The 23226-nt window shown below is 35.8% G+C and carries 19 protein-coding genes and 1 pseudogene; 14 read left to right on the top strand and 6 right to left on the bottom strand.

What is annotated here, in order from left to right:
- The first annotated feature begins 10 nt into the window (after positions 1-10).
- The 5 genes from speA (at position 11) to K4G57_RS01800 (ending at position 7424) form a co-directional block, all read left to right on the top strand.
- Entirely contained in the window at positions 11-1867 is a 1857-nt protein-coding gene (speA, locus tag K4G57_RS01780; protein ID WP_221531608.1) for an arginine decarboxylase, read from the top strand.
- Positions 1864-2562, top strand: a complete 699-nt coding sequence (cysE, locus tag K4G57_RS01785) for a serine O-acetyltransferase (protein ID WP_221531607.1) — start codon at positions 1864-1866, stop codon at positions 2560-2562. Before speA ends, cysE begins: the two co-directional genes overlap by 4 nt.
- Before the next feature lie 30 nt (positions 2563-2592).
- Positions 2593-3180 carry a bacteriohemerythrin gene (locus tag K4G57_RS01790; protein ID WP_221531606.1) on the top strand — a complete coding sequence of 196 codons (588 nt, stop codon included), beginning with the start codon at positions 2593-2595 and terminating at the stop codon, positions 3178-3180.
- Positions 3181-3260: 80 nt separating this feature from the next.
- On the top strand, positions 3261-5183 hold the full coding sequence (gene tkt / locus K4G57_RS01795) for a transketolase (RefSeq protein ID WP_221531605.1): 1923 nt from the start codon (positions 3261-3263) through the stop codon (positions 5181-5183).
- A 9-nt stretch (positions 5184-5192) separates the two neighbouring features.
- Positions 5193-7424 (top strand): PD-(D/E)XK nuclease family protein, encoded by a 2232-nt coding sequence (locus K4G57_RS01800; protein ID WP_221531604.1) that lies wholly within the window; start codon positions 5193-5195, stop codon positions 7422-7424.
- Here the strand turns inward: K4G57_RS01800 and K4G57_RS01805 are convergent.
- Entirely contained in the window at positions 7399-7899 is a 501-nt protein-coding gene (locus tag K4G57_RS01805; RefSeq protein ID WP_221531603.1) for a DUF4149 domain-containing protein, read from the bottom strand. The genes K4G57_RS01800 and K4G57_RS01805 overlap by 26 nt on opposite strands.
- A gap of 79 nt (positions 7900-7978) precedes the next feature.
- On the opposite strand from K4G57_RS01805, the gene K4G57_RS01810 reads away from it, so the two are divergent.
- On the top strand, positions 7979-9220 hold the full coding sequence (locus K4G57_RS01810) for a DUF2130 domain-containing protein (protein ID WP_221531602.1): 1242 nt from the start codon (positions 7979-7981) through the stop codon (positions 9218-9220).
- Here K4G57_RS01810 and K4G57_RS01815 read toward each other — a convergent pair whose 3' ends face one another.
- Positions 9221-10099: a DMT family transporter gene (locus tag K4G57_RS01815; protein ID WP_221531601.1), complete on the bottom strand. Its 879-nt coding sequence runs from the start codon at positions 10097-10099 to the stop codon at positions 9221-9223. It lies immediately after the preceding gene.
- 118 nt (positions 10100-10217) lie between these two features.
- On the opposite strand from K4G57_RS01815, the gene der reads away from it, so the two are divergent.
- Positions 10218-11624, top strand: a complete 1407-nt coding sequence (gene der / locus K4G57_RS01820; RefSeq protein ID WP_221531600.1) for a ribosome biogenesis GTPase Der — start codon at positions 10218-10220, stop codon at positions 11622-11624.
- A gap of 68 nt (positions 11625-11692) precedes the next feature.
- Here der and recO read toward each other — a convergent pair whose 3' ends face one another.
- Positions 11693-12304 carry a recombination protein RecO gene (gene recO, locus K4G57_RS01825; RefSeq protein WP_221531599.1) on the bottom strand — a complete coding sequence of 204 codons (612 nt, stop codon included), beginning with the start codon at positions 12302-12304 and terminating at the stop codon, positions 11693-11695.
- Positions 12305-12466: 162 nt separating this feature from the next.
- Between recO and K4G57_RS01830 the strand changes: the two genes are divergently transcribed.
- The 6 genes and pseudogenes from K4G57_RS01830 (at position 12467) to K4G57_RS01855 (ending at position 19424) form a co-directional block, all read left to right on the top strand.
- Positions 12467-15685, top strand: coding sequence for a type IIG restriction enzyme/methyltransferase (locus K4G57_RS01830; protein ID WP_236033167.1), 3219 nt, complete (start codon positions 12467-12469; stop codon positions 15683-15685).
- A gap of 134 nt (positions 15686-15819) precedes the next feature.
- On the top strand, positions 15820-16503 hold the full coding sequence (locus K4G57_RS01835; protein WP_221531598.1) for an NYN domain-containing protein: 684 nt from the start codon (positions 15820-15822) through the stop codon (positions 16501-16503).
- A 50-nt stretch (positions 16504-16553) separates the two neighbouring features.
- Positions 16554-18107 (top strand): annotated as a pseudogene (locus K4G57_RS09345) (TaqI-like C-terminal specificity domain-containing protein); the annotation flags it as partial.
- Positions 18108-18147: 40 nt separating this feature from the next.
- Positions 18148-18717 carry a TaqI-like C-terminal specificity domain-containing protein gene (locus K4G57_RS01845; RefSeq protein WP_429913077.1) on the top strand — a complete coding sequence of 190 codons (570 nt, stop codon included), beginning with the start codon at positions 18148-18150 and terminating at the stop codon, positions 18715-18717.
- 55 nt (positions 18718-18772) lie between these two features.
- The gene (locus K4G57_RS01850) at positions 18773-19009 is read left to right on the top strand and encodes a hypothetical protein (RefSeq protein WP_221531596.1); all 237 of its coding nucleotides are present in this window, start codon (positions 18773-18775) and stop codon (positions 19007-19009) included.
- Positions 19002-19424, top strand: coding sequence for a hypothetical protein (locus tag K4G57_RS01855; protein WP_221531595.1), 423 nt, complete (start codon positions 19002-19004; stop codon positions 19422-19424). The genes K4G57_RS01850 and K4G57_RS01855 overlap by 8 nt, the downstream gene beginning before the upstream one ends.
- Positions 19425-19612: 188 nt before the next feature.
- Here K4G57_RS01855 and K4G57_RS01860 read toward each other — a convergent pair whose 3' ends face one another.
- From K4G57_RS01860 to K4G57_RS01870, 3 genes are all read right to left on the bottom strand, one after another.
- Positions 19613-20401, bottom strand: a complete 789-nt coding sequence (locus K4G57_RS01860) for a thiazole synthase (RefSeq protein ID WP_221531594.1) — start codon at positions 20399-20401, stop codon at positions 19613-19615.
- A 24-nt stretch (positions 20402-20425) separates the two neighbouring features.
- Entirely contained in the window at positions 20426-21862 is a 1437-nt protein-coding gene (locus K4G57_RS01865; RefSeq protein WP_221531593.1) for an NAD(P)H-hydrate dehydratase, read from the bottom strand.
- Positions 21863-21994: 132 nt separating this feature from the next.
- Positions 21995-22582 carry a class I SAM-dependent methyltransferase gene (locus K4G57_RS01870; RefSeq protein WP_236033166.1) on the bottom strand — a complete coding sequence of 196 codons (588 nt, stop codon included), beginning with the start codon at positions 22580-22582 and terminating at the stop codon, positions 21995-21997.
- 219 nt (positions 22583-22801) lie between these two features.
- Between K4G57_RS01870 and K4G57_RS01875 the strand changes: the two genes are divergently transcribed.
- On the top strand, positions 22802-23209 hold the full coding sequence (locus K4G57_RS01875) for a hypothetical protein (RefSeq protein WP_221531592.1): 408 nt from the start codon (positions 22802-22804) through the stop codon (positions 23207-23209).
- Positions 23210-23226 lie beyond the last annotated feature (17 nt).

Consider the following 23226-nt stretch of genomic DNA (forward strand, 5'->3'; position numbering starts at 1 on the left):
AAGGCAGTTTATGGTGGATTATGGGATTGACTATTGGGGAAAAGACGATTTTATTATTGAAGATGGGCAAGTAAAGGTTAATTATAAAAGTAAGCCAGCACTCATTGATATAGTGAAAAAAGTGCGTGAAGATGGGTATCGAGGACCTTTACTTGTGCGCTTTCCCCATTTGATGAAAAAGCAAGTGGAAAAGATTTTTACAAATTTTGAATCTTCTATTAAAGAACACCACTACAAAGGGCGTTTTAAGGCTGTTTTTCCTATCAAAGTCAATCATTATCCTAATTTCATTCTACCTTTAATGAAGCAAAATACAGACCGTTGCTATGGGCTAGAGGCAGGGAGCAAGTCAGAGCTAATTATTGCAATGGCTTATACAAATGAGTGTGCTCCTATTACGGTTAATGGATTTAAAGATAAGGAGATGATTTCTCTAGGTTTTATTGCAGCGAAAATGGGGCATGATATTACGCTAACCATTGAGGGATTAAACGAGCTTGAAACGATTATTGAGGTAGCAAAAACGCTTGGTAAGCCCTATCCGAACATTGGACTTAGAATTCGTTTGCATAGCACTGGAATTGGAATTTGGGCGAAAAGTGGAGGGATTAATTCTAAATTTGGTTTGACTGCAACGGAGCTTGTAGAAGCCATTTCACTCTTGCGAAAAAACAAGCTTCTAGATAAATTTACAATGATTCATTTTCATATTGGAAGTCAAATTAGCGATATTGCTCCACTTAAAAAAGCATTACGTGAGGCAGGAAATATTTATGCAGAACTCCGAAAAATGGGAGCGAAAAATCTAAATAATGTGAATATCGGTGGAGGTTTAGCCGTAGAATATGCGCAGCATGAAAATAAACAGAATCGGAACTACACATTAGCGGAGTTTAGCGGAAATGTTGTTTTTACGCTAAAAGAGATTGCGAAGAATAAAAAAGAGCCAGAACCAGATATTTTTATAGAATCAGGGCGCTATGTATCTGCTAGCCACGCAGTGCTTATCTCTCCTGTTCTTGAGTTGTTTTCACAAGAATATGATGAAAAAGCATTGCATTTAAAAGAAAAAAATCCCCCTCTTGTTGAAGAATTATTAGACCTATATAACACGATTAATGAGCGTTATGCGATTGAATATCTGCACGATAGTTTAGAGCATATGGAATCTCTTTTGACACTTTTTGATTTGGGTTATATTGATTTACAAGATAGAAGCAATACAGAAGTTTTGGTGCATTTAATCATTAAAAAAGTGATTAAGATATTAAAACATAAAAACCACAGCGATATTATTAGAATCCAAGAGCAAGTTCAAGAGCGCTATTTGCTAAATTGTAGTTTTTTTCAGAGTTTGCCAGATTATTGGGGGCTTTCTCAAAGCTTTCCAGTAATTCCTCTTGATAGATTAAACAAGCGTCCAACACGTAGTGCAAGTCTTTGGGATATTACTTGTGATAGTGATGGGGAAATAACTTTTGATAAAAATGCTCCACTATTTTTGCATGACATTGATGTGAATAAAGAGGAGTATTTTTTAGGATTCTTTTTAGTAGGGGCGTATCAAGAAGTGCTTGGAATGCGCCATAATCTTTTTACACACCCAACGGAATTTAGTGTTGTTTTTGATGAGGAAGATGGGGGTTATAGCATAGAGAATCTTTTAGAAGCCCAGACAATTTTGGATGTTTTAGAAGATTTAGATTATGATACAAAAGAGATTGAGCGTTTTTTAAAACAACGTTTAGATGAGAGTGAGGAGATTCCAGAAGAAGCAAAAAAAGAAGTTTTAGGGCAGCTTTATGTAATGTTAAGCGAGAATGGGTACTTAAGAACAGTATTTAAAAGTGAAGGGGAAATGCTTTGAATTATGCCACGACACTCTTTGGCACTATTAAAGAGGATTTTGCAGTGATTTTAGAAAAAGATCCGGCAATTAATTCTAAAGTGGAATTGTTTTTTAACTATCCCGGTCTAATTGCTCTTGTGCATTATCGAGTGGCACATAAGCTCTACATAAAAGGTTTTAGAGTGTTAGCAAGAATAATTATGGGGATTATTCAGTGGATAACAAATGTGGATATTCATCCTGCATGTAAGATTGGACATCGTGTGTTTATTGACCATGGAGTGGGTGTTGTGATTGGCGAGACAGCAGAAGTGGGAAATGAAGTAACGATTTATCAAGGAGTGAGTTTAGGTGGAGTGAGTTTAGAGCGAGTGAAGCGCCATCCAACAATTGAGGACTTTGTGATTATCGGTGCTGGGGCAAAAGTACTTGGAAATATAGTTGTAGGAGCGCACTCAAAGATTGGAGCAAACTCTGTGGTGATTCGTCATGTCCCACCAAACTCCACTGCTGTTGGGATTCCAGCAAGAAATATCATAAAGGGAATGAGTGATGATTTAAATAAGATTCCAGATGTTTCTTATCAATTTTTTGCTTATCTAAAAAAGAGGTTAGATTTGTTAGAATCTCAAATACAAAAGGACGGAGAGTATGCAGAAGCATTGAAGAGGTTAGAAGATTTGTATAGTGAGTTTTTAAAAGTTAGGAATTGATAATTTGGGTAGTGATTTAAAAAAGGAGTGATGATGATTGAATGGAGCGATTCTTATAGTGTGCATAATGCACATATTGACGCACAGCATAAAAAGCTTTTTGAATTAGCTAAACAAGCATATATTATGCTAAATCATCAAGTAACGCCAGGCGAAATTCGTGAAATTTTAGCAGAGTTTTGTAATTATATTAAAGAGCATTTTAGCGATGAAGAACAATATATGGAAAAAATTGGTTATCCTGAGATTGCTAATCATAAGAAAATTCATAATGAGCTTACAAAGAGCTTGGTTATGCTAATTAAGAATGTAAAAAATGTTAATGATATGAAAGAGAAGTTGCATATTATTGCAAAAAAATGGCTTTTGGATCATATTTTAAAAGAAGATATGAAAATTGAGAAATTTCGTCGCAGTATGCTTACAGGACAAAATTCTGAAACAACAGAAGAGGGGATTGAAGTGGCAGCAGAAGTGTATTATTATGGTTGTTCTTGTTCTGGTAAGCTTCATGATGTTCCACTGGATATTCACAGGCGTATTCAAAAGGGTGAGAAATTCCGTTGTAAAGCTTGCAAACAAGATATTAAATGTGTAAAAGTGCAAAAGATTCTCTAAAATTAAGAGATTTTGTAGTAGAATCCTTGCTTCAAATTTTTAATCACGTTTTAGAGTGAAATCGCAAATAAAGGAATCAAATGTTAGATGAAAAAGAGCTTGGCGAATATACTTTAATGGCGAATTCCTTGCGATTCTTGTGTGCAGATATGGTGCAAAGTGCAAATAGCGGACACCCAGGTGCACCGATGGGATTGGCAGATATTGCAGTTGTGCTTGGGTATCATATTAGATTAAATCCAAGCAATCCACAATGGATTAATCGTGATAGATTAGTTTTTAGTGGCGGACATGCAAGTGCGCTTGTGTATTCTCTCTTGCATTTATGGGGTTTTGATGTAAGTTTGGAGGATTTGAAAAGCTTTAGAAAATTTGGTTCCAAAACTCCAGGACACCCAGAGTATAAGCACACTCCCGGAGTTGAGATAACAACAGGACCACTAGGGCAGGGTGTGGCAAATGCGGTAGGTTTTGCAATGGCAGGCAAACTTGCTAGTAATTTATTGGGTAAAGATTTGATTAATCATAAAGTGTATTGTTTATGTGGCGATGGGGATTTGGAAGAGGGAATCTCTTATGAGGCTTGCTCACTTGCAGGACATCATAATCTTGACAATCTAATTGTAATTTATGATTCTAATGATATTACAATTGAAGGGGATTGTAATGTTGCTTGGAGTGAGAATGTAAATGCACGTTTTGAAGCACAAAATTGGGAGATTTTGAGTGTTGATGGGCATAATTTCCTAGAAATTGACAAAGCATTAGAGCGAGCAAAGAGCGCAAGTAAGCCTGTGCTAATTATTGCTAAAACACAAATTGCTAAGGGTTCACAAAGTCTTTGTGGCTCGCATAAAGCACATGGTGCTCCACTAGGTGATGAAGAGATTGCAATTTCTAAAGAAAAGTTAGGTTTTAATCCAGAAGCTAAGTTTTTTATCCCAAACACTTCTGCTTTACGCTTTAAAAACACCGCAGAACTAGGTGCATTAGCAAATCATGCTTGGCAAAAAACTTTAGAGCAAAGTGATAAAAAAGCACTTTTAGAGAAAATGTTAAAACCAGATTTTTCAAGCATTGAATATCCGAATTTTGCACAAGAGGATAAGATGGCAACGCGTGTGAGCAATGGAATGGTTTTAAATGCGATTGCTAAGACGTTGCCCGGATTTATTGGTGGAAGTGCGGATTTAGCGCCTTCAAACAATACAGAGCTTAAAGGTTTGGGTGATTTTCCAAAGGGACGCAATTTTCACTTTGGAATCCGCGAACATGCAATGGGGGCAATTAGCAATGCGCTTTCAAATTATGGATTGTTTTTACCCTTTTGCGCGACATTTTTTGTTTTTAGCGATTACATGACGCCAAGTGTGCGTGTGGCAAGTCTTATGCGCTCTAAAGTGTTTTATATTTGGACGCATGATAGTATTGGTGTGGGTGAAGATGGAGCGACACACGAACCTATTGAGCAATTAAGCCATTTTCGTGCAATGCCAAATTTAAATGTTTTTCGTCCATGCGATGGCTTTGAAAACATTGCATGTTGGCAAGTAGCTTTAGAGCTAGAAGCACCAAGTGCATTTGTGCTAAGTCGTCAAAATTTACCATTGCTGCAAAGTGTGCGCAAAGAAGATGTGCTAAAGGGTGCATATATTAAAAAGGATTCCAACAACATACAGCTTACATTGCTTGCAACAGGAAGTGAAGTGGAGCTTGCGCTAAGAAGTGCGCAAATCTTAGAGAACGAGGGAATTGCTACGCGTGTGGTGAGTGTGCCTTGCTATGATTTATTTTTGCAACAAGATAAAGCCTATAAGGATTCCTTGTTGCAAGGCAAGGTATTAGCTATTGAAGCAAGCAGGGGAATTGAGTGGTATGCCTTTGCTGATGCAGTAGTTGGAATGCAAGGTTTTGGGGCAAGCGGTAAAGGTGATGCACTCTTTAAACATTTTGGTTTTAGTGTAGAAAATATTACAGAAGTAGCAAAAAGCTTAATAAAATAGTTTTAAAAAATGGAGACTTTATATCTATTTTCTAGCACACGTTCTATGAAGTGCTTTTTTGCGCAAAATTACGCAGAGAGTTTTTTACCTGCTACAAAGAGTATAGGTGAGTTTTTGGAGTTTGTATTGCGTGTGGAAGGGAAGCGCAAGATTCCAAACTATTTAAGGCAGTATTATCTTTATAAGGCAATTAGTGCGACAGATACGCAAAAGCTTGGTGAGTTTGCGAAGAATTTCACGCAGTTTTTGCAAAATTCTAGTTTTTTTTTGAAGTTTTATGATGAATTGTGTGCAGAATGTGTAGAGATTAGGGAGTTAGAGAAGCTTGATATTTATGCCTTTTATGATGACCATATTCAAGTATTGGAATCTGTTTTTAGGGCATACCAAAAACTTTTAGAGAAACACCATTTTTTTGACCACTATTTTTTGCAAAATTATGCGATTACTTTTGAGCTTTTAGCAGAGTTTTCGCAAATTGTAATACAAATAGATGGCTTTTTGACGCGCTTTGAGGTAAAAATTTTTAAAGAAATTTCAAAACAAATTCCTATTTCCTTTCTCTTAAGAATTGACACATTTAATCAAGATTACTATCAAAAGCTTTTTTCTCTAACTTTAGAATTTGGTGCATATACTATCGTGCTAGGACAGGGTAGTTTTAGTATCACAGATTTTAAAGAAATTTTACCAAATGTAAAAAATCTAGAAATTTTGGAGTTTCAAGATAAAATTGCAGAAGTTGGTGGAATCTTTTCTCAAATTGATATTTGGCTAAAACAAGGCGTTTTACCAGAGCAAATTAGTGTGATACTCCCTAATGAAAGTTTTATAGAATATTTAAAGCTTTTTGATAAAGCGAGAAATTTTAACTTTGCAATGGGAGAGAGCTTAAGTGCGCTTAAAATTTATGAAAGATTAGTAGAATCTAAAGAGAATTTTAGCGATTTTGCGAGTTTTGAAGCTTTTTTGATAGAGGAAATAGAGAGTGAGGGTGCTAATGTCTGCAAAAGTGTGCAAGAAACCCTTAGTGAGTTTAAATTCTCCTTGCCTTATTTAGAAAGTCTTGAGGCACGTGAGCAGATTTTGGTGTTTTTGGAGATGTTAAAGGAACAGAGTTTAGATGATGTTGGTGGTGGTCGCATTAGTGTAATGGGGATTTTAGAAACACGTGGAGTGCATTTAGAATATGTGATTATTCCAGAATTTAATGCAAGCAATGTTCCTTCCATTAGCGATAAAGACATTTTTTTAAACACGCAAATCCGAGAAAATGTAGGTTTGCCAACACGCAAAAATAGAGAAAATTTACAAAAACACTATTATGCTACGCTTTTAGATAATGCTAAAGAATCTAGGATTCTATGTTTAAATAATGATGTTACAAAGCCATCACGTTTTTTATTAGAGGATTCCATATTTGGCACGCAAAAACCAAAGAAAACAAGTTTAGCTTATAGTGAATATTTTATAAGCGGTAAGCCGTTAAGCTATAAGGAGCAGCAAATTATTGCACCCTTAGGGGTTGAGAGTTTTAGTGCAACAAGTTTGGAATGTTTTTTAACTTGTAAGCGTAAGTTCTACTACCGCTATATTTTGGGGTTAAAAGCAGAAGCTTTGGAGAGCGTAAATATTGGAAGTAAGATTCATGAGGCATTAAAGGAAGTATATAGTGGAGCCAGAGAATTTGATGAAGATGTTCTGTATAAGAGATTTTGTGAGTGCTTAAGTGTAAGTTTTAATGCTAGAGAACACTTTGAGAGTGAGTTAGCTAAAAAATATTTAAAACGTGTGTTTGCGTTAGAACAAGAGCGATTAAAAGATGGCTGGATTCCAACTTTTTTTGAGAGTGGTTTTAGTTTTGATTTTGGGGGTTTTGCATTAAAAGGACGTATAGATAGAATTGATAAAAAGGGCAATGAACTCTTAGTTTTGGATTATAAATATAAACGTTCATTGAAAGCAGATTCTCTAAATTATGAAAAATCTAGTGATTTTCAGCTCCCTATTTATTATCTTGCTACAAAAACACAGAATCCAAATTGCAATATAGACGCAGGATTTTATGATTTGTATAGTGCAGAGATTGTGAAAGAGAGGGATTTAGCGACAAAGGTTGGTGTGCTAGAAGAGAAGCTAAAGGAGATTAAACAAGGAGCTAAGGAAGTGGATTTCTCCCTCGCCCAAAAACGTAATGCATGTAAATTTTGCGATTTTATTTATCTTTGCAACCGCTACTAACTTTTAAAATGCGCACAACAAAGAGCAAACAAAGACTTATCATTAATGCTTTAAAGGTATAAACAGATTGTGTGTGCATGGCATCAAATGCTACACTTGCGATTCCATCTTCTCCTAGTTTTTGTGCTTCTAAAATATAAGGCGTATAATACATTGTAAATAAAAAAATCAAAATTACGCTGATAAATCCAAGCAGTGGAGCGACTTTTGCTCCATTAACACGTAAGGCTAAAATTTCATAAATGAGAATGAAAAAGGCTAAGGCATTTAGCAAAATATTAAGCTTTACAAAAATGCTTGTCATTAAAATTCCAGATTGAAACACGTTAATATTAAGTTCTGGCACAATACTAGAAGCGCGGAATATCGCAGGTGCGCTAAATGCCCCACTAGAGAGCATAGCACCAAGTGAGACGCCAATTAGCAAGAGATATAAAACAAAACAATAGGGTTGAATTTTGAACAAAATTTGCATTATTTTCCTTTTAAAGTGTAAAATTTGGGAATTATAGCGAAAACTTTTGTGTTACGGAATTACAAATTAAGGAGTGTAAATGCAAGAAAAAGCAATCCGTTGTCCAAATTGTGGAGCAGAAATTGATGTCCAATCTGTCGTTTATCAGCAAATTTATGCACAACTCCAAAGAGAACAACAACAAAAGGCAAAGGACTTTGAGAATGAGATGCAACAAAAGTATAACAAGTATCAAAAAGCCCTTAGCGATTTAAAAAGTAAAGAAGAATCCCTACAAAGTAGCATTGAGAATGGGATTAAACAAGGCTTGCAGCAAGAACGTATTAAAATGCAAGAATCTATTAAAAAAGAAATGCTAACAGAATATCAAGAGGCATTAAATTTAGCGCAAAAAGAATTACAGGAAAAATCTAATCAAGTTAAAGAATTAAATGCCAGTAAAATAGAGATTGAACGTTTAAAACGAGAAAAAAGCGAGATAGAATCTAAAATTAATGCCCAAGCTCAAGAACAACTCACTTTGCAAATGCAAGCCTTTAAAGAAAAAACGCAGCAAGAAATGGAATCTCAACATCTCTTAAAGCTTAAAGAAAAAGACAAGCAACTTGAAGATTTGCAAAAGCAACTCCAAGACGCGCAACGCAAAGCTACTATAAGTTCACAAAAACTTCAAGGTGAAGTGCAAGAGCTTGCCATTGAAGAGTATTTACAAGCACAATTTCCTTTTGATAGCATTACAGGAATTAAAAATGGGCAAAGTGGGGGAGATTGTGTGCAGATTGTGCATACAAGGGAGATACAAAATTGTGGAATAATTTATTATGAAAGTAAGCGCACAAAGTATTTTCAAAGAGAATGGATTGAGAAGTTAAAAAACGATATGCGTCAAAAAGGGGCGGATATTGGTGTGATAGTTACAGAAGTGTTGCCAAAAGAGCTAGAGCGAATGGGATTGCTTGATGGAATTTGGGTGTGTCGTTTTGAAGAATTTAAAGCTTTAGCCTTGATTTTACGTGAGAGTGTGATTAAAGTTTTTTTAGCAAGGAAAACAACAGAAAATAAACAAGATAAAACGCAAATGCTTTATAGCTATCTTACAAGTTCAGAATTTAAAATGCAAATTGAAGCAATTGTGGAGGGTTTTATGCAAATGCAAATAGATTTAGATAAGGAAAAAATTGCAATGCAAAAACTATGGAAACAGCGCGAGAAACAAATCCAAAAAGTGCTAGAGAGCTCCACAAATATGTATGGCGCACTAAAGGGAATTGCAGGAAATGCAATTTCAAACATTAAGGCTTTAGAGTTAGATGCGGATTAATTATTGATGTTTGTGTAGCACTGCTAGGATTCCACCACAGACAATTAAAAGCATTCCAGAAATTACAAGTGCATTTGGGATTTTATCTCCTAATGCGATTCCAGCAAGGGTTGCTAAAAAAATCGTATTATACGAAATTGCGCCAATTATTGGTGGATTACCCATAGTGTATGCTTTTGTAAGATAGATTTGTGCATAAGTTGAAACAAGTCCTAATGCTAGGATAAGCAAAAATTCTTTAAAGTTTGGCATTACAAAGGGTTGAAAAAGGGGGATAGGATAGCTTGTATAAGGCACAATCTGCGTAAGGAGAGGTAAAAGTGTGCCAATAAACATTAAAGAGAGAATAATAACGCGTGAATCATAGAGTTTTGCAAGTTTAGCAATAGAGAGATAAGCAAGTGCTGCTCCAATCCCGCTATAAAGTCCAATACAGACACCAAAAAGCGTTAAACCTGTCCCCTCTGGATTAGAGATGAGTAAAATCCCGCTAAAACCGAGCAAAATTGCAATCCAAGTTTTTAATGTAACTTTGTCATGGATAAAAAGCGCACTAAAGAGTGCTAGAAAAATCGGCGAAGTGTAGGAAAAAGCATATGCAGTTCCAAGAGGCATAATAGACATGTTGTAAAAGTATGCAAGCATAGCACTTCCTCCTGCAAATCCGCGCAATGCTAACACAAAGGGTTTGCCTCCTATTTGTTTTGGGGGACGTAAGAGTAGTGCACCTAGAATCCATAGCAATCCAAAAAGATTCCTAGCAAAAACAATTTCCATAGCAGGTAGAGTTGGTGCTAGAATCTTAACAAGCATCCCCATTGCTGTAAATAACACAGCTGCAAGGAGGATAGCAATGATTGCTTGTTTATCAGAATCCATTTCACGCCTTAAAAAATTTTTGGAATCTTAAAACCTTATATTTAAAAGTAGGGTTAATTTTATAAGGAATTGACAAACAATAAAGTAAAATGCGCCAATTAACAACAAAAGGTAGATAATGGATAAAGTGTATGGAAGTATTGCGATAATAGGGCGACCAAATGCTGGAAAAAGCTCATTGTTTAATCGTTTTTGTAAAGAACGCATTGCGATTACTTCAGAAATTGCTGGCACGACACGTGATGTGAAAAAAGCTAAAATCCTTTTGCAAGATTTACCCTTTTTACTCCTTGATACTGGGGGATTAGACGACAAAGATACACTTTTTGAATGTGTTTGGAGACATGCACACAAAGCTGGGGAGAATGCGGATTTGATTTTGTATCTTGTAGATGGCAAAACACCGCCCGCACAAGAAGATAAAGAAATTTTTTACACATTAGAAAAAAAGAATCCCAATATTTTTTTAGTGATTAATAAAATTGACAATGATAAAGAAAAACAAAATGCATGGGAGTTTATGGAGTTTGGGGTAAAAAATGTGTTTTATATCTCTGTGGCGCATAATCAAGGAATTGCAGAATTAGAACGTGCGATTATTAAGGCACTGCGCAATACGACAATGGAGAGTTTATTAAATACTAAAGATGAAGATTGCTTGGAGGATTTACTAGAGGAAGAAGGAGATTTTGAGGAGGAGATAAAAAATACAGAAGAAGTGATTAATATCGGAATTATCGGGCGTGTGAATGTAGGAAAAAGCTCTCTTTTAAATGCGCTTTTAAAAGAAGAGCGCTCTGTGGTGTCTAATGTGGCAGGAACGACAATTGACCCTGTTGATGAAATCGGAGAAATTAATGGACAAAAAGTAAAATTTGTTGATACTGCTGGAATCCGTAGGCGCGGGAAGATTGAAGGGCTAGAAAAGTTTGCACTAAACCGCACACGCACAATCTTAGAGCGCACAGATATTGCAATTTTAGTCCTTGATGCTTCAAAGCCTTTTGTGGAGCTTGATGAGAAGATTGCAGGGCTTATTGACGAATTTAAGCTAGGTGTTATTGTAGTGTTAAATAAATGGGACATTGCACACAAGGATTTTAAGGGGATTATGGAGGATTTTAAATTACGTTTTAAATTTTTAGAATATGCCCCAATTCTTACCCTCTCGGCGAAAAATGGACGCCATATCCAAAAACTTGAAGAAGAGATTTTAAGGGTGTATGCAAATTTTAGTTTCAGGATTCCAACTGCAAGACTTAATGCTGTGATTAAAGAAGCTACAATGCGCCACCCACTACCAAGCGAGAATGGAAAGATTGTAAAGATTTATTATGCGACGCAATTTAAGAGTAAGCCACCGCAAATTGCACTGATTATGAATCGCCCAAATTCTTTGCATTTTAGCTATAAGCGGTATTTGGTGAATTTCTTGCGTGAGTGCTTTGATTTTAGCGGAACACGTGTGATTTTCATTGCTAGAGGCAAGAATGACTTTGAGGAGCAAGAGAGTTTAAGGACTTAAAGGTGTTTTTAGATTACGTTGTTTCAAGAAAATGCATATGAAGATGAGGTTGAGAGAATTTAAGACTCTTAAAGCCCTTGTGTTAAGAGATTCCAAAGGCAATCTACACTATTAGAATCTAGAAATTCTCCTTGTAAGTCTAGCCACGCTAAAATTTGCCATCTAGCAAAAAGCACACCCTCCATACAGCCTTTGTGTCCGCATACTAAGCCGCGTCCTAAGATAATATTATCCCCTAAAGGAAGTTCGCAAATTAAGCAGCTTTGGAGTGTGTTTTTGCGCCCCTCAAAGTTTAATAATTGTGCATAAAGATTCAAAATACAACGTTTTGGATTCTCTTTTTCAAGACGTTTTGCGCCTTCTTCTAAATGGTCAAAATACAAGCTATCAAGGCTTGTAATATCTCTTAAGTGCGTATTTAGAAGGTGGAGATATTGTTGCCAAAAATAGCGCTTTTGCGTATCTCTCTCCCAAGAAAAAGCTAAATGTAAAGGTTCGCGTAACTTGCCAATCCCGCGCATATCTTTTTCCATAGAAAAATCAATTTTATGTCCTAAATGCACGACACTATGGCGCGCACCATAGAAGCGGTAGAGCGTATAGATTTTCTCCCTTGTTAGAATCCTAACAAGCAAATCCTCATCACGTACACGTGTTGTGCTTAGAATATAGCCTTGCAAATTAAGCCTTGAAATTTTGAGATTTTTTTAGAATCTTAACATAAATAAATCTGTGATGAATTTTGGAGAGTTAAAAAATTTTTTGATTCTAAGTGTTAGTGTAATTTTATAGATTCTGTATTAGAATTCAATTGCAATAAATTTCCATAAAGGCAAGGCAAAATGCACTACTCCCACACATTATTGCAAGATTTTTGCAAAAGCTACAACTCCCTTTATCCCACACAAGAAATGCTTGAGAGTTTTAAAAAATGCTTAAAAGATTACTTACAAGGCATTGAAAAAGCGGTGAAAAACAAAGAGAGCGAAGAGCACCAAAAGAACATTTTGCGCGATTTCTTACAGCAATCTTTTGCATACGAGTGCTATCCAAAGGAGAGGATTGACTTAGTCATTTCTGAAGATGCACTACCAAAAGTGATTTTTGAGACCAAGCGTCTAGGTGCGCCAAAAAATGAATTTATGCGGGGGAGGGGGTGTAATTCTAATCTAGAATCTAAAGCCTTTTATGAATCCATACTTTACTACTTGCGCGAGTCTATCACACACCAAAACAACAACATCACTTTCATTATCCTAACCGATATGCGCGAGTTTTACCTCATAGACGCGCGCGAATACACTCAATTTGAGAGGGACAAAGAGATTGTAAAAGCCTTTAAAAACTGCGAAAACAAAGAGGGGAATAACACAAGCACGGACGCCTTTTACAAAGCCTTAGAGTCGCTCTTACCACGCATTGATTCCACGCTCAAATACACATATTTTTGCATGGATTGGGGCATTTTAGATTCCACAAACCCCACAAACAGCCAAACTCTAGCCAACAGCCAAGCCACGACAAACACGAAAGCCCCCGCACACACCACAAATCTTGCCCTGCTCTATCAAGTCTTAAGCCCAGCACTGCTACTAAAGCACAAAAGCTATCTTGATGCAAACACTCTAAATCAGGGCTTTTATGATGAGTTACTTTATATTTTAGGACTAGAGGAGGAGAAACAAAGTGGCAAAGTGCTAATTCTACCAAGCAAGAGCAAAAACACCTTGCTAGATTCTATTTGCAATGCCTTTAAGCTCACACCACAAGAAGATTTTGAAACCATTTTTGCCTTGCTTACCATTTGGAACAACCGCCTTTTATTCCTAAGGCTTTTAGAATCCATGCTCCTAAGCTTTAAGCATATTTCTAAGCCCTTTTTAGATTTAGAAGTATTAAAGGACTTTCAAGCTCTAAACACGCTCTTTTTTGATGTGTTAGCTAGATTTGAAGAGAGTAGAGATAACACTTTGTCGCAATCCCTAAAATCTATCCCTTATCTTAACTCCAGCCTTTTTGAAAAAACTCCTCTTGAAGGAGAGGGCAAAGAAATCAAATTTCTAGAATCTAAGCCCTTAAGTGTGTATAAAGATTCCATTCTCTACAAAGACCACAGCCTAAAACAAAAGCTCAAGCTTAAAGACAAAACATCAACCCTGCCGCTTTTAGAATATCTCTTTGCCTTCCTCCACGCTTATAATTTCACCACCACCGCACAAGATATCCAAAACCACACCAAAACAAATTACGATAAACTCATTAACTCCGCTGTTTTAGGGCTTGTTTTTGAAAAGCTAAATGGCTACAAAGAGGGTAGTTTTTATACGCCTAGCTTTATTACAAGCTACATGTGCAAACAATCTTTGCAAAAAGTGGTATTAGAGAAGTTTAACACCGCTAAAAATTGGGAGTGTGAGAATCTAGAGGAGCTAAAAATAAGCCTTGATAAATTCACCACAAGCAAAGAAAACTACAAGGAAGCAAATGCGATTTTTGACTCCATTCACATTTGCGACCCAGCTGTTGGAAGCGGACACTTCCTAGTCTCTGCCCTTAATGCGCTGATTTTACTGAAATTTGAGCTTAGGATTCTCTGTGATGAAAACTATGAGCGCATTAAGGACATTAGCCTAGAAATAATCCGCGATGAACTAGTGCTAAGGGATTCTAATAACACACTTTTTGCCTACACGCTCCCTTCTCATGAAAATATAGAATCCCATAAGATTCAAAAAGCCCTCTTTCACACTAAACGCACACTTATAGAATCTTGCCTCTTTGGCGTGGATATTAACCCAAACTCGTGCGAGATTACCAAACTAAGGCTTTGGATTGAGCTTTTAAAGTCAAGTTTTTATAAAGATATAGAAAACAAACGTTTAGAAACCCTGCCAAATATTGATATAAACATCAAGTGTGGGAATAGTTTGGTGAGTTATTTTGACATACAAACAAGCCTTGCACATTACCCTAATATCAAACAAAAAATCAATGCATATAAAAAGGCGGTAGAAAACTACAAAGAGGGATTTTACACTGATAAAAACGCAATTGATAAGCAAATCAGAGATTTGCATCAAGCCTTTAAGAATTTTTGCTTAAGGGATAAATTCAAAACGCAAATCAAAACCTTTGAAGCAAAATGCGAAAAATATTCCTCTAAATATGGGAACTATCTCGCACAAGATGACAAAGATTTAATGTTTTATGTAGCTCAAAGAATGTTTATTAGCGAATTTGATGAACAAGAAGCCAAAAAGGCATTTGATGAGCTAAGATTGGAATATGCAAATATTTTTAACTTAGAATCCAACAAGCCTTTTGAATGGCGTTTTGCATTTCCTGAAGTGCTAGATAGCAATGGCGACTTTTTGGGCTTTGATTTAATTATTGGGAATCCGCCGTATATACGTCAAGAAGACATCAAGCATTTAAAGCCACAATTACAAAAAGCCTTTAGTATCTACAAAGGCACAAGCGATATTTACACCTACTTTTATGAGCAAGGCTATAAGCTTCTAAAAAACAATGGAATCCTAAGCTTTATCACAAGCAACAAATGGTGCAGAGCGGGGTATGGTGAGCCTTTGAGAGCATTTTTGCTTGAGAATACCACACTTTTAGAATATGTGGATTTTAATGGCATAAAGGTCTTTGATAGTGCTACTGTGGATACAAGTGTTTTAAATTTCACAAAGGCTAAAGCCTCAAAAAAGCATGCGCTAAACTTTGCAAAGCTTGGAGAGTATGACACCAAAAGCAAACAAGATTTAAAAGAAGTGCTAGAGTATGATAAAATCCCTCAATCCTCCTTAAGTGTAGAATCTTTCACCTTTAGTGATGCCAAACTCTCCGCTTTGAAGGAAAAGATAGAAAAAATCGGCACGCCGCTAAAGGATTGGGATATAAGTATAAATTATGGAATCAAAACAGGCTATAACGAAGCCTTTATCATTGATAGCATAAGAAGAGAAGAGATACTCAATGCATGTGATGATAGTAAGGCAAGCTTAAAGCCTTATCCGCTAAGTGAATACGACCCAAACCTCACAATAGACTAGATATTAAGTCTTATATAAGTATTTATATTATATAATCCCTTCCAAAGCCTACCTTAATCCCCCGCAGTATTGCACATTACTTAATTCGGTGCAATCAGGGATTAAGGTAGGTTTTTTAGTTTAGTGGGGTTATTGTGAAAAAAGTAGCAATTTTTATTGATTGGGAAAATCTACGTTTAGATATTCATAATATTCAACGAACGCACAAAGAGCGAAAAAATATTACTTTCAACTACAATGATGTATCAAACATATCTTTTTTGATTAAGCAATTTATTGATGCAAACGAGGAAATAAGCAAAATATTCTTTTATACCGCTTTACCATTATCAGAGGAGGAGATTAATAAAGAATTAGACAGATACAAGAAAAAGAATCCTGAAATATTTAAAAAATTCCTTGAATATAAGAAAGATAAAAGTCGCTCTATGAAAGAAATTCGACAAAAGATTCATTATTTTATTAAGCATATTGCGTTTGAGGATTATTTTGCTGTGCGATTAGGAGAGTTAAAAGTATCAGGTTTTGATGATAGTGGGAAGCCTATTATTAATCAAAAACAAGTTGATATGCTCTTAGGGCTTGATATATCTCATATTGCCTATGAAAAATTAGCAGATAGAGTAATAATATTTTGCAAAGATACGGACATTATCCCAGCCTTAAAATGTGCTAGGATAAATGGTTTAGAGGTAATCATTGCAAGTATCAAAGAGGGATATAAAATTGCTGATAAACTCAAAAAACATAGTGATAGGATAAGAGAAAAAAGCCTCCTTGATATTTCTAATAATCTCTCTCAAAGGACTTCACAATGAAAGACCTACAATCAAGAATAGATAGAGAAAAAGGCGTGATTTACTTAACCGAAAGAGAGCGCACCGCACAGCTACTTAAGCCGATTTTGAGAGGGAGGGATATTAAGAGATATAGCTATGAGTGGGCGGGATTGTGGATAATAGGCACTTTTCCAGCATTAAAACTTAATATTGAATACTATCCAGCTGTGAAAAATTATCTTTTAACTTTTGGCAAACGACTTGAGCAAAGCGGAGAAAAAAATATTGACGGAATTAGAGGAAATAACGCGAGAAAAAAGACTTCTAATAAATGGTTTGAAACGCAAGATAACATTGCGTATTACCACGAATTTGCTAAACCCAAAATCGTATATAGTGAAATCGTGCGTGAGCCACAATTTTACCTAGATAATGGTGAGTTTAAATTTGGGGCATTTTATGCGGAGGCGACAAGCTTTATTTTAAGCGCAAATTGTCAAACTGAAGATTCCTCTTGTCAAACTGAACGCAGCGAAGAATCTCTTAACAAAAAATCTAAGAGATGTTCGCTACCGCTCAACATGACAAAGCTACAATATGAAGGCAAGATAATTTATCCAGAAACTACACAAAGCGTTAATTTTGTGCTTGATAAAATGGGATATTTTTTAGACAAAACTGCCTTTATGATTAAGGGGGAAAATTTAGTATATCTTAACGCTGTCCTTGCTTCAAAAACTAGCTTTTGGTATCTAAAGCATATTTGTAGCACACTTGGGGCAAGTGGCTTTTCTATGAGCAAAATCTTTGTAGAAAAACTCCCTGTGGTAGAGACGCACAAGATAGATTCTAAACTTTTAAGCGAGATTGAAAATCTTGCAAGTGAGATTTTAACTTCTAAGACCAACGCACAAGTGGAAGCAGTTGAGATGAGAAATTGTGGTTTTCAAGCACGAAACAAGGGAGTTTACCCACAAGCGGTAATGACCGAAGTTGAGAGCGAAGAATCCGCAATTTATCGCTCAAATGCAACACTAAAAGAGTTAGAATCTCGCCTTGATGCTTTGATTTACCAAGCGTATGGATTAAATAAGAGTGAAATAGCCTTAATAGAATCTGAATTTAACAATAAAGAGAGAGAGAGAACAGAAATAATTGAGAATCTTTATCATTTATGGGAGATTAATGCTACGCAATATCAAGGCAAAATTATTTGGGCGGAGATGACAGACACGCCTTGTTTTATATACGATACCAAAGGATTTTATATCAACCAAACTTGCTATTTTATCCCACGAGATGATGAGTATTTATGTGCGATTCTTAATTCAAAACTGATTTATTTTTATATGAAACAAATTGCTTCAAGTCTAGGTGATGGGGCGTTTCGGTGGATAAAGCAGTTTATAGAAAAACTCCCTGTGATAGAGCAAAACAAAGAAAATAAGCAAAAGATTGCAGACATTAAATCTTTAGCCACTCAAATCATTGCTTTAAAGCAAAATGGACAGGACATAAGCGCACTAGATTCCAAACTTGAGGCGATGATTTATAGACTTTATAATTTAAATGAAAACGAAATAGCCTTGATAGAATCTACTTATACTAGCGGGGGGGGGGGTAGAGATAAATCTCTATCTTAGGACATTTGCAAGGTTTTTCACACAGCAAACAAGCGATTCTATCTCTGCGGATTTTTCACATGCGTATTGCGGGAAAATTATATGGAATAGGATTTCAAATGAGCTTTGCTTCTCTTATGATGAAGCTGGATATTATGTGCTTGATTCTATGTTTATGATAACAAGTCCTAACGGATTAATGATGAAGTATCTTTTAGCAACTCTTAATTCTAGTATTGCAAAACATTGGATTAAGAATAATGCTGCGACTTTAGGCAATGGGATATATGGGGCAAAGATTTATATAGAAAAGCTCCCAATCCCTAAAATCACAGAATCTAATCGTTATTTAGTAGATTCTATCATTGCTTTAGTAGAGGAGATTCTAAGCCTTAAGGCTTGTCATGCTGAATCTTCACCTTGTCATTCTGAGGTGTTAGCCGAAGAATCTCTAGGCAAAGAACCTCAACAAACCAAAAGAGATATTTCGGCTTTTGCTACGCAAAAACCTCAATATGACAAAAATAATTCCACCTTTGACACAACCGCATTAGAATCCCAAATTGATAAATTAGTCTATAAGCTCTACAAGCTAAATGATGAAGAAATAAAAATCATCAAAATAAGCTAAAAATTTATTGTCATTATGTTAAAATGTAAAGACAATAAGAACAAAAGAGCAAACAATGAAAGATTTAAAATGGTTGAGGTTTGGTATTTTACGCAAAAAAGATTCTAATACGAATATATACATTGATGGGTTTTTAGAAGGCTATGTAAATGGATTTACTGCTACACCATCACCTGTCATACCCAAAAAATATGGACAAATTGCACAAGAGATTCAACAAAAACAAATGCAAACCCACAAGCAAATCAATACGAATCACCAAAAACAAAGAATAAGTCTCAAAAATGAATAAAAAACCTGCAAGAAAAGATAGTCATTCTAACAATACAAATCCACAAAATCAACTTAATATCCAAAACAATATTTTTATGGAAAATGAGCTTAATGCCATAGGAAAACTCCCCGAACCTCTAGCAAACCGTGCTCTTGCTTTGCTCGAAAAAACAGCCGAACACAAAATGCAAATGGATAAAGAAATCATTGAGATAGAAAAACAAGAACAAAAGAATAGGACGAGTAGTATGCGTTGGTTTTATGGTTTGCAAAGTTTAGGAGCTATAACAGCATTTATTGTTATCATTGGGAGTTTAGGATTTGGCGTATATCTTGCTATAAATAATGTGAATGCTTGGCTTTCTTTTGCTTGCATCATCCCTGCAATTATTACTTCCGTTGTCAAACTAGGAAACATTAAAAATCATAGGTAAATCGTAAATTCTATCATCGCCTTAGTAGAGGAGATTCTTACAATCAAGGATTCTTGTCATTCTGACCTTTTGCAAAAAGCGAAGAATCTCAATTGATAAATTAGTCTATAAGCTCTACAAGCTAAATGATGAAGAAATAAAGATAATAAAGTTTGCAAATTGAAAAATAAAGATATGAAAAAATGGAGTTAAAACTCCACTAGTCCAATTGTAGGAGAACTTGCAGTTGCATAGGGTTTTTTAGGGATTCTGCCTGCAAGGTAACTAGCTCTTCCTGCGCGCACTGCATCACACATTGCCTGTGCCATTAAAATAGGATTTTTAGCCTGTGCAATAGCGGTGTTTGTTAGCACAGCGTCCGCACCAAGCTCCATAGCAATTGCTGCATCTGAAGCGCAACCTACACCCGCATCAACAATAACAGGCACTTTTATGGTTTCTTTAATAAAGGCAATGTTGTAGCGGTTTTGGATTCCAAGTCCGCTACCAATTGGTGCAGCAAGAGGCATAACCGCACTAGCTCCAGCATCTTCAAGCTTTTTTGCAAGAATGGGGTCATCGTTGGTGTATGCTAACACGCAAAAGCCATCTTTTGCTAGTGTTTCACAAGCCTTGAGCGTTTCTATCGTGTCTGGGTAAAGTGTTTTTTGTGTATCGCCGATGATTTCAAGCTTGATAAAATTTATCCCTGTGGCTTCTCTAGTTAGACGAAAGAGCGTGATTGCCTCTTCTGCTTTTGTGCAGCCTGCAGAGTTTGGGAGAAACTGAACATTACTATCTTTGAAGTAATCTAGTAAATTTTCTTCATTGGGATTTGTGATATTGACGCGACGCACGGCAACAGTTATCATTTCTGCCTTTGCAGCAATTGTCGCATCAAAAGTAGTTTGAAAATCTTTGTATTTACCACTACCGACAATTAAGCGACTCTGAAATGTTTTATTGCCTATTTTTAGGGGGCTATCAGGAGTTTGCATAGGAATCCTTTTTTAAATTTTAGTCTAAATGTAGCGGATTTGCTCAATTAAATCAAGGGGATTTAGTGAAAAATTATGCGATGTTTTTAAAAAAGATTCCGCACAGAAACTCTGCATTAAAACCCCATTAATTGCGGAATCTAAAGGGTTATAACCTTGTGCTAAAAGTCCGCTAATCATTCCTGCTAACACATCCCCACTTCCACCTTTTGCTAAAGTGTTGTTGCCAAAGGGATTAATATAGAGATTTTCTGCGTGCGCAATTATAGTGTTTGCACCTTTTAGGACAAGTGTAGTGCTAGGATATGCGCGTGAGAATTCTAACGTAAAAGAGATTCTATCTTTTTGTAAATCTTGCGTGGAGATTTTGGCAAGATTTAGCGCATTTAGAATTTGTGTAAATTCCTTAGGGTGTGGGGTTAGAATGCAGTTTGGATTCGTATCTAGTAGGGTTGTAAAGGAGTTATTGTAGAAAATATCCGCATCCAAAAGTAAAGGGATATTTTGCAAGTGCGGTAGATAATGCTCTAGTGGAAAATCCCTACCTAGTCCCATTCCAAGCGCAATTGCCGTTGTGTTGTGTGGAATCTCTTTTGTGTGCATTAGACTAAAGGGAAGATTTGGGATTTGATTTTCTTGTAATGTGCTAACTAACGCTGCTCCGCTTCTTAGCGCACTTAGCGCACATAAAATCCCAGCACCACTTCTTTTGCCTAAAAACACGCATAAATGTCCAAAATCGCCTTTGTGCGTGTTTTGGTGCTTTCGTTTTGGAAGTTTGCAATCGTTGCGCTCTAGTAGTTTTATTGTAGAATTTTGGTTAAAAATATTCTCGCTTATCCCTAAATTAAGGAGTTTTACCTCTCCGATGAAGTCTTTTGCTAAATCACTAAAAAGAGCATATTTTAGAGCACCCATTGTCAGTGTAAAATCAGCTTTAAAAGCAATATTAATGTTTCCGTCATTCACGATTCCGCTATTTTGGATTCCACTTGGAATATCACAAGCAATTTTCAAGGCGTTTTTCTGGTTTAATGTTTCTAAAAGAGTGCAAAACTCTGCATTTAATGCTCCCTTAAATCCAGCACCAAAGAGTCCATCAATGATAATATCAAACTCTCCTTCTAGCTGTTCTAAAAACTTAATATGCGCAGAGGAATCACTCTTTGTAATCGCCCTTAAACGTTCTAGTTGTGCGATACATAGGGGACTTTTTGCGCTAAGTGGTAATAGCACACTTAAGTGGCAAATTCCATAAAGCATTCTTGCAAGAGCTAGGCAGTCTGCACCATTATCTCCACTTCCACAAACAAGCAGAATTTTGGAATTTGGGTTAAGTTTAGGGAGCAAAAACTCTAACATTCCTCTTGCTGCATTTTCCATTAGAATTTCACTTGAGAGTTTAAATTCTGCGTTTGCGCGCCTATCAAGTGTGCGTGTGTCCAAAAAGAGATTTTTCATCTGTTTCCTTAAAAATCTAGTAAAAATCCATACTCTCTAAATATCACTAAGTAAGCCACTTTATGATAATTAATGTGTTTTTTAGATTCTAGTATTTGAAATTATAAAAACCTTAAAAGTTTTTATGAAAATTCACTTCCTGCAATAATACACAATAGCAGGAGGAATATTTCCATAAACAAGTTTTGAGGTTTTAATCTCGCTAAAATTTGCATAAAGTTTTTTGGTAAATTTTCTTTTTGCTAGAGTTGGTAAAACATAAAGAAAAGTTGATAGATAAGCCCCGCGCTTAAGATTTTTATGGATTAGGGCTAATAACTCATCTTGTTCCTCGTTTTTAAGTATTGTCCAAGGAATGCCGCTAATCACTAAATCAACAGCGTTTAAACCTCTCTTTTCTAGCATTTGCGCTAAAAATTTCGCATTGCAAACTTCACAATCAAGATTTGTAAATTTGCTTAAAAGTTCTTTAGCCATCAAAGGATTTTGTTCTATAGCAAAAAATAATGCATCTTGAGGTTTTTCTTTTAGGATTAATTGCGTAAATGAACCTGTTCCAGCTCCTATTTCTACGATACTTTTAGCGTTTTCTAAGCCCACATCTTTAATCATGGCTCTAGCAAGTTTTTGTGAGCTAGCGCACAAAGCACCTGTCGATTTGTTTTTGATAAATTCTTTAAGAAAAATGGTTTTTGGTTTTGAGTATCGAGTCCATACCATATAGATGCCCTTTTGCTTCAATACGTAGTGAAGTTCAACAGCTTATGTGTTTTTAAGTTTAAAATTTTCTTTTGGGTTAGGGAGTGCATTTACGCCCTATTTATATTTAAATTGCATATGTAAATATACCAAAAAAAGCTTGAAATAAACAATAAGCTAAGAAAGATTAAAGCGGATAAAAGGGAGAATTTTGGATTTAATTTAGTTTAAGGTTTTACTTTGCGATTTTTGATTTTATGTTGTGTGTTAGTCTTTGTTGGGTGTTCTGATAACATGGAATCTAAAAAGGATTCTAATGTAGAATCTAATAAAACTTCTTTGGAATCCAAAAACTTAGATGAAAAAGAAGTTTTAGAAGCACTAGAGACACCTTTGCAAAAGGAGCTAAAAAGGAGTTTAAAAGGGCATTTAGATTCCTTAAGTGAAGAGCTGCATTCTAAAACTTTAGAGAATTTGCAGTTTGAAAATACGGGTGCTAAGCAGCACTTTAGGCAATTTGAAAGTTTTGGGCAAAGCAATTTTGAAGTCAATGTTAATAGTCCTAGTCTGCATTTGCAAAAAGCATATATTTTACAACAAACACAAATTGAGAAATTGCGCCAAAAAAATGATGAAATTGGCAAGTGATTTAAGAAATTTACATG

This window comes from Helicobacter turcicus, assembly GCF_019711685.1.
GTDB lineage: Bacteria > Campylobacterota > Campylobacteria > Campylobacterales > Helicobacteraceae > Helicobacter_D > Helicobacter_D turcicus.

Excerpts from the sequence above, each read along its gene's own strand:
- speA (WP_221531608.1), top strand. The coding sequence starts at position 11 with ATGGTGGATTATGGGATTGACTATTGGGGAAAAGACGATTTTATTATT.
- K4G57_RS01790 (WP_221531606.1), top strand. The coding sequence starts at position 2,593 with ATGATGATTGAATGGAGCGATTCTTATAGTGTGCATAATGCACATATT.
- tkt (WP_221531605.1), top strand. The coding sequence starts at position 3,261 with ATGTTAGATGAAAAAGAGCTTGGCGAATATACTTTAATGGCGAATTCC.
- K4G57_RS01800 (WP_221531604.1), top strand. The coding sequence starts at position 5,193 with ATGGAGACTTTATATCTATTTTCTAGCACACGTTCTATGAAGTGCTTT.
- K4G57_RS01805 (WP_221531603.1), bottom strand. The coding sequence starts at position 7,899 with ATGCAAATTTTGTTCAAAATTCAACCCTATTGTTTTGTTTTATATCTC.
- K4G57_RS01810 (WP_221531602.1), top strand. The coding sequence starts at position 7,979 with ATGCAAGAAAAAGCAATCCGTTGTCCAAATTGTGGAGCAGAAATTGAT.
- K4G57_RS01815 (WP_221531601.1), bottom strand. The coding sequence starts at position 10,099 with ATGGATTCTGATAAACAAGCAATCATTGCTATCCTCCTTGCAGCTGTG.
- der (WP_221531600.1), top strand. The coding sequence starts at position 10,218 with ATGGATAAAGTGTATGGAAGTATTGCGATAATAGGGCGACCAAATGCT.
- K4G57_RS01830 (WP_236033167.1), top strand. The coding sequence starts at position 12,467 with ATGCACTACTCCCACACATTATTGCAAGATTTTTGCAAAAGCTACAAC.
- K4G57_RS01850 (WP_221531596.1), top strand. The coding sequence starts at position 18,773 with ATGAAAGATTTAAAATGGTTGAGGTTTGGTATTTTACGCAAAAAAGAT.
- K4G57_RS01855 (WP_221531595.1), top strand. The coding sequence starts at position 19,002 with ATGAATAAAAAACCTGCAAGAAAAGATAGTCATTCTAACAATACAAAT.
- K4G57_RS01860 (WP_221531594.1), bottom strand. The coding sequence starts at position 20,401 with ATGCAAACTCCTGATAGCCCCCTAAAAATAGGCAATAAAACATTTCAG.
- K4G57_RS01865 (WP_221531593.1), bottom strand. The coding sequence starts at position 21,862 with ATGAAAAATCTCTTTTTGGACACACGCACACTTGATAGGCGCGCAAAC.
- K4G57_RS01870 (WP_236033166.1), bottom strand. The coding sequence starts at position 22,582 with ATGGTATGGACTCGATACTCAAAACCAAAAACCATTTTTCTTAAAGAA.